Here is a 6,817-nt window from a genome sequence, read left to right as displayed (position 1 = left end):
CTCTACCCTAGTGGGTTACTCTACTGAAGCCTGGAATCCCCCCATTTCTAGGTTTCTCCAAAACGAATCGCACCTTGAATCAGCCAGTCGATTTGCTCATTGATGCTGCCATCAAAGAGTAGAGATCGGTCTGTCCGCAAGCGTTAATTTCGGTGTGTCCCACCGTATTTAAATTGATTCCTACCTGTTTCAAGCCTTTTGCCAAAATGTTTCTCGCAGCGTTGTGATCACGATCTAATACCGTACCGCAATCACAAATATGGGTTCGAGTTGACAGGGTTTTCTTGACTAGATTGTCGCAATTTGAACACTCTTGCGATGTGTATTGAGGAGCTACAGCACTTATTGTTTTCCCGTACACTTTCCCAAAATACTCCAAATAATGATCAAGTTTGTGACCAAGCTACATCACTAATGGACTTAGCAAGCTTATGGTTTTTCACCATGTTCCGTACTTGAAGGTCTTCGTAGGCTACAAAATCGTTAGATTTTACCGCGCACAACGCCGTCTTTATGGCGAAGTCTTTACGCTGCCTCGTGACCTTCAGGTGTTTTCTTCCCAACGTATTAATTGCTTTTTTCCGATTGCTAGAACCTTTTTTCTTTCGAGAAACTCGCTTCTGCAATCTTTTCAAAGCTTTTTCACTCTTTCGGAGGTAACGAGGGTTGGCAACCGTTTCGCCATCGCTATCGGTGTAGAAATGGTTTAGTCCAACGTCTATCCCAATAGCTTTCCCAGTAAGAACAGGCTCCTCTTTCCGCTCCACGTTGATACAGAATTGGGCGTAATATCCATCGGCACGACGTACAATTCTGATTCGTTTTATCTCACCGGACGCATAGAAATGAAAATCCCGACTACCGATTAACTTGAACTTTCCAGCAGCAAAACCATCCTTGAGTGTCAAGTATCTTTTGTCTGTAGAAAGTTCCCAACCCGAGGTTTTATACTCAACAGATCGAGTATGTTTCTTGAACTTTGGATAGCCCTTTTTCCCTGGTTTCTTGGCTTTGCAATTAGCAAAAAAACGTTGGATAGCAAAAATGGCACGTTGGGCCATCGCCTGACGTGCCATCGAATTAAGCTTGCCAGCCCATTCAAACTCTTTTGCCATGATGGCGCATTGTTTGTACAGCTCTACTAACTTAACTCCTTGATTTTCTGTCCAATACTTTAGAGTTTTATTTCGGACAAATTGAGCTGTTCTGATCATCTCGTCGATGATCAGATATTGCTCTGCTTTGCCCTTTAAATTAAACTCTAATACTATCATGGGAATAGTTTACCACTTATACAAAGACTTTTACTTGCAAATTTGTACACTCAACAATTCTTCATAGTTTGATGAATTAAAGCCGTCCTATAAGGACGGGGCTTTAGACCCAATTTTTTGGTAATACAAATATCGCGGCCTAACCACAGCAACTTAAAAGCTTGGTGATGTTCGATCGGTTTGAACTCCTTCGGATCAATTTTTATCGCTTGCTGGATCATGAGTGTTCTGGCTAAGAAGTGCGACGATCGTCTTAATTAATTGATCCGGTTCGATCGGCTTTGCCAGATGTCGGTGAAATCCAGCTTGCAAAGCTTGCTGTTGATTAACCTCGCCCGCATAGGCAGTCAGGGCGATCGCGGGAATCTGCCCACCCCCGTCTGGCGGCAGAGCTCGCACTTGCCGCAACAGCATATAGCCATCCATCCCCGGCATTCCAATGTCGCTCAACAGGACATCTGGCTGCAAGCTAGCCAACGCCGCGAGGGCTTCTTGAGCGCCAGCAACAGTTACTACCTCTGCACCTGCATCTTCTAGCAAAAAGGAAATCAACTCTCGCATATCCGGCTCATCATCTACCACAAGTATCCGCATCCCGGATAACGGTTCCTCCGCAGTCGATCGTTCCGAAAGTCTTGCAAGAGAGTTTTCTTGTCTTACCTTCGGTGATAGGGGCAGTCTTACAGTAAAGGTTGCCCCTAACCCTTCACCCTGGCTCTGGGCCCCAACGGTACCGCCGTGCAGTTCCACTAGATGCCGCACGATCGCCAGCCCCAACCCCAAGCCACCAAACTTGCGGGTTGTGGCGCCATCTTTTTGCCGGAAGTAGTCAAACACGTAGGGTAAAAACTCCGGTGCGATGCCAATCCCTGTATCCGCCACCGTAATTTGAGCCTGATTGCCAACACGAGTCAAATTCACCTCAACGCGCCCCCCGGCTGAGGTGAATTTGACCGCATTGGAAACAAGATTCCAGACAATCTGCTGCAAACGGCCCGAATCCCCCAAAATTTGTCCGATCTGAGGATCTAACACAGTCCGAATATCAATGGATTTGGCAACAGCCGCCAAATTGACAGTTTCGATCGCCGATTCCACAGTTAAAGCTAAATCGACTGGACGAATATTCAGACTAAGCTTGCCTTGGAGAATTTTCGAGACATCAAGCAAATCTTCAATCAATTCAGTTTGCAGCTTGGCATTGCGTTCGATCGTCGCTAACGCCTGTGCAGTTTTGGCCGCATCCAGCTTGCCAGTTTGCAGCAGCTTTGTCCACCCCAGGATCGGATTGAGGGGCGATCGCAATTCATGGGATAGTACGGCTAAAAACTCATCCTTGATCCGATTTGCCTGTCTTAGCTGTTCCGCTTGCTGCTGCAGTGAATCGTTCAGATTTGCCCGTTCCAGAGCGATCGCGATCTGGTCACAGATAGATCCCAGCAGCTCGATTTCTGCAGGCGTGAAGTGCGTCCGAGTCAGACTGGCAAATGAGAGCGTTCCTAATAACTGCCCTTGAGCGATTAACGGTTGACCCACGTAAGCCGTCATGCCCAGTTCAGAGACGGCTTTAGCATTCGGATGAGTGGAGAGTTCGGCTTGATTCAAGACAAGTTGGTGCTGCGTTTGGGCAACAAATCCACAGAGATATTCCCCTAAATCGATCCATGCGATCGCCTGCGCCCTTTCTTCAGAGATGCCATCATAGTTTCTCAAATGCAGCATCGGGCGGTTGTCTTTTTCTTCCACCATGAAGTTGTAGTAAGAGTGCAGATCCAGTTGCACTGCAAGTTTGCGGAATAGCGTGTGCATCAAAGCCAGAGGCTGTTCTGTCTGCATCAGATCGCGGGTAGTTTCATACAGCAATTGCAGTCGCTCACTTGCTTGCCGTTGTGCAGTCTTGTCCTGCATGATTTTGACAAATCCCTGCGGACAATCCGCTTCATTAAGCAGGGGCATCATCAATCCACTGGCCCAAAAGCGATTCCCATCTTTGTGGACGTGCCAGCGTTCGTCTTCGGCCCGTCCTTGCAGTAGAGCCGTTTGCCTCTGGTACTCGGCTTGTCCTTGTTCGTTATCTTCGGGTGTGAAGATCATCCGACTCGAGCAACCAATTGCTTCTGTCTCGGTATAGCCCAACAACCTTTCTGCCCCTGAGTTCCAACTGGCAATGATGCCGTTAAGGTCGAGGGTGAAGATGGCATAATCTTTGGCGCTTTCAATGATCAGACGGAGGCGGGATTCACTCTCGCGCAGGGCTTCCTCAGCTTGTTTGTGGTCTTCAATATCAACACAGGAGCCGATGTAGCCCAAGAACTCACCGTCCAATCCGTAGCGAGGAACAGCTTCATCCATAATCCAACGGTATATGCCATCACAGCGTTTCAAGCGATAGTCCATCTTGAACGGTTGACGGGCATCAAAGGCAGTCACATACGTTTCTAAACAGCGCTCCAAGTCGTCGGGGTGGACTCCTTCTGTCCAACCATTGCCCCTTTCTTGCTCGATCGTCCGTCCCGTAAAGTTTAGCCACGGGAGGTTGAAGTAATAACAGATTTTATCGGTGCGGGCCATCCAAATCAGCACAGGGGCAGCATCTGCCATCAGGCGGAACCGTGCCTCACTCTCCCGTAGTGTGGCTTCGGCTTGTTTGCGATCGGTAATATCGTTGACCAGTGCTACAAACCCTTCAACTGTTCCCTGGCTATTGAAGCGGGGAACATAGGTCGCATTGACATAACGGGTTCGACCATCTTTGTAGGGAATTTGGGTTTCAAAGGTCACTTCCTGTCCTGCCAAGACTTGCTCAACATAAGGACGAATCCCTTCATAGCCAGTTTCGCCTAAAACCTCTTGGAGGTGCTTGCCATAGATTTCCGCTGCCGGATGTCCAAACCATTCTTCATATGCTCGATTGTTGAAGCGATAGCGCTGGTCTGAGTCTACAAAGGAAATCAAGGCAGGCACGGCATTGGTGACTAAACGAAGTTCTGCTTCTCGTTGTTGCAATACCTCCTCGGCCAGTTTTTGATCGGTGACATTTCGGAAATAAATGGTAATCCCGTTCGCGGCAGGGTAGGTGCGAACGTCATACCACCGATCGTGATCGGGATAAAACGCCGTGACTGAAAAAGCCACGCGCTCGTTTGCCACGCGCCGATGAACCCGCTCAAACTCGCTGCCATTGAGTCCTGGGAATTCTTCCCAAAAATTCTTCCCAATCAGAGCGCCCGGAGTGCGGTCTAGCAGAATTTCCGCTGACCGATTCACGTAAGTGAAACGCCAATTCTCATCAAGGGAAAAGAATCCATCATCAATACTTTCTAGAATGTTGCGACTCTGCTCTTCGCTTTGACGCAAGGCTTCTTCGGCTTGTTTGCGATCACTGATGTCGATTAATACGCCCCGCGTCGAAATTATGACGCCCTCAGCGTTATAGGCGCAATCGCTATGAGCCAAAATCCAACGAACGGTGCCATCTGCCCACAGCGTCCGATACTCAATTTCAGTATGCGGTTGATTCGCTTTTAGCTCAGTGATCACGCTGTGAACGAATGGGCGATCCTCGTGATGCACGGCTTCTAAAAACACCTGCATCGACATTGCGGTATTGACGGGTAAACCAAACATCGCTTTGGCTATGTCCGTAAAACTCAGGGTGTCAGTTTCTATATCCCAATACCACAAACCCAAATTGCCGCCTTCGGAAGCCAGTCGGAGTTGTTCTTCGCTATCACGCAACGCCTGGAACGATCGATCGCGCTCGAAGGCGATGCTGGCAACTTGGATGCCGAACTCGGCGAGTTTATGTTGCCAATCACTGGGCATCCGCGCCTCGCTAAAGCACAGCATCAGCGACCCCATAGGTACATTGTCCTGCCTGAACACGGGCTGAGAATGACAGGCTAGAATGCCATGAGCCACGCATAAATTTCGCCATGCTTGCGACCAGCGATCGTCGTTGGCAATGTCGGCGCAGGTCACGGGCTGACCGCTATACACTGCTTCGCCGCAGGTTCCAATGCACAAATCGTTAATCGGAGCATCTTGGAGTCCTTCACCAAAAGACGCTGGAAAGTCTGGAGTAATGGATCTCTTAAACGTCAGCCGCTGAGCATCGGCTAGCAGGAAGCAGGCGCGGGTACCCGGATTCAGCCTGGATACTGAGTCACACACGGCTGCCAGACAGTCGTCTAGTGGCTGTCCGAAGGCGATCGACTCCAGCAGTCGTTTCTGCTCGATGAGGAGGAGTTCCGTCTGTTTGCGATCGGTAATGTCAGCAAGCAAAACGGTCAGTCCACTGGGCGAAGGGTAAATTCGATGGTCATGCCAACCCTTCCAAGGTGAGTAGAGATAATCAAACTGGAGTGGCGTTTGTTCGCGCATTGCCCGATGAAACTGCACGTAAGCATCGGTGTCAACGGCAGCCGGAAATAGCTCCCAAACGTTCTGACCCAGAATCGCTGACAGCGGCATTCCAACCATTTCACAGTAGCGATCGTTGGCATAGGTGTAGCGCCAATCGCGATCGAGGATGTAAAACCCATCGTTGATGGTAGAAAGTACCGTTTCTAGCTGTTCTTTTGCCGCAGTCGCCGCCGTTTGTGCTACTTGGCCCCGAAGCTGGGCCTTCTGTTCTAGCGACCTTGCCTCCTGTAAAGTTTGCAAGGCTGCTTTCGCGTTTTTTATAGCAGTGCGCCACGATAGATTGAGTGAAGCGCTCAATCCTGCGGCGATCGAAAACATACCCAGCCGAACAATTGTTTCTACATTAACTATCTGTAAGGAATAGAACGGCTCAATAAAAAAATAGTTGATTGCCAGCGTGGATAAAATTGTTGCCAGAAACCCTGCCCCGAAACTGCCATACCAGGCACTCACCATCACCGCGATGAAAAACAGGGGCGTCGTTGTTGGGTAGAGCCACGGTAAAAGCGATCGGGTTAGCGCCAGTGCCACAGCCACGGAGAGGATCGCCACACCATAGGGAAGTAGTCGAATATCTCTGAAAATGCTGTTGATTCCCTCTAAACTCACCGTTTGTACTCCTTATCCGAAAAATATCTTGCTAGCATCGCCTTACTCATCCAGCAATATCTAAATTTGCTTGAGTGCCAAGCGAGAAGGCGTAGCGTGTCCATTTTCCCAACGATTAATCGTGGCAAAGGTCATCCCTAATTCATCCGCCAACTTTTTCTGAGACAGGTGCAGCGCTTGCCGCTGTTCTCGCACCAAATTACCGATCGCTGGTTGTTCCGCCCTCAGCCGTTCTCTTTTGAGATCCCTCAGAAGTAACAGGTATAAAGCTGTTTATATTTTACCAAAGAACTGGGTCTAAAGCCCCGTCCTTCGCTTGACGGCTTTTCCTCTTTAAGTGTATCAATCCAGTCCTCTACAAGCTGGGTCATTGTTTTTTCTTTCTGTTTGGCAATTCTCCGTAACTTTTTTAACCGACTCACGGCAATGCGAATAAGTAGTTAAGCAAAATTAATTACATAATTATCTCCAAATTCTTTAAGAATTTTTTCTACAGATGAAACAAGAGA

General features: G+C 48.7%; 2 protein-coding genes and 1 pseudogene. All 3 read right to left on the bottom strand.

The genetic code is table 11. The features are described from left to right. Positions 1-79 precede the first annotated feature (79 nt). The 3 genes and pseudogenes from QUB10_RS33360 to QUB10_RS33350 all read right to left on the bottom strand — a co-directional run bounded on the left by QUB10_RS33360 (position 80) and on the right by QUB10_RS33350 (position 6,503). Positions 80-1,274: pseudogene (locus QUB10_RS33360) on the bottom strand (RNA-guided endonuclease InsQ/TnpB family protein). 195 nt (positions 1,275-1,469) lie between these two features. After that, complete coding sequence (locus tag QUB10_RS33355; protein ID WP_333207390.1) at positions 1,470-6,308, bottom strand: PAS domain S-box protein; 4,839 nt, start codon at positions 6,306-6,308, stop codon at positions 1,470-1,472. A gap of 60 nt (positions 6,309-6,368) precedes the next feature. After that, positions 6,369-6,503: a helix-turn-helix transcriptional regulator gene (locus QUB10_RS33350; RefSeq protein WP_333207392.1), complete on the bottom strand. Its 135-nt coding sequence runs from the start codon at positions 6,501-6,503 to the stop codon at positions 6,369-6,371. Positions 6,504-6,817: the final 314 nt, after the last annotated feature.

Origin of the sequence: Microcoleus sp. B5-D4, assembly GCF_036705145.1 — a bacterium.
Lineage (GTDB): Bacteria > Cyanobacteriota > Cyanobacteriia > Cyanobacteriales > Microcoleaceae > Microcoleus.
The sequence above is the reverse complement of the archived record's forward strand: the minus strand, read 5'-3'. Positions and strand labels throughout refer to the sequence as shown.